Below are 700 nucleotides of genomic sequence, written 5' to 3' on the forward strand. Positions count from 1 at the left end.
CTAGGGTCAGGACCCATTGTTTTCCGCAGGTTGGCGTGATTCACGGCTCGAAAAACGAGCGGTGACATGTCTGATCTTTTCTGGCTGACCGACGCGCAGATGGCGCGTCTTGAGCCCTACTTTCCGAAGTCTCATGGTAAGCCACGCGTTGATGATCGGCGTGTGTTGAGCGGCATTATCTTCATCAATCGCAATGGCTTGCGGTGGCGCGATGCCCCCGCTGCCTATGGGCCGCATAAGACACTGTACAACCGTTGGAAGCGGTGGAGCGACAAGGGTATCTTCGCGCTGATGATGGCCGGTCTGGCTGCCGAGCACGGTGAAGAAAAGACTGTGATGATCGACGCCACCTACCTGAAGGCACACCGCACTGCGACCAGTTTGGGCGTTAAAAAGGGGGGCGTGGACGCCTGATTGGTCGCACCAAGGGCGGCATGAACACAAAACTGCACGCCATCTGCGACAGCCAGGGCCGACCTATCAGCCTCTTCGTCACCGCCGGTCAGGTCAGTGATTACATCGGCGCACGGGCACTGCTCAGCAGTCTGCCGGATGTCGACTGGCTACTCGGAGACCGCGGATATGACGCCGACTGGTTCAGGGAAGCGTTGAAAGACAAAGGGATACGCGCCTGCATCCCTGGCCGGAAACAGCGGAACAATGCGGTCAAATACGACAAGCGCCGCTACAAACGCCGCAA

General features: G+C 58.4%; 1 pseudogene. It reads left to right on the forward strand.

From position 1 onward, the window contains the following. Positions 1 to 66: 66 nt before the first annotated feature. A pseudogene (locus LC066_RS21380) lies at positions 67 to 700 on the forward strand (IS5 family transposase); the annotation flags it as partial.

It is taken from the genome of Pseudooceanicola marinus, from assembly GCF_020177265.1.
In the GTDB taxonomy this organism is placed as follows: domain Bacteria; phylum Pseudomonadota; class Alphaproteobacteria; order Rhodobacterales; family Rhodobacteraceae; genus Pseudooceanicola; species Pseudooceanicola marinus_A.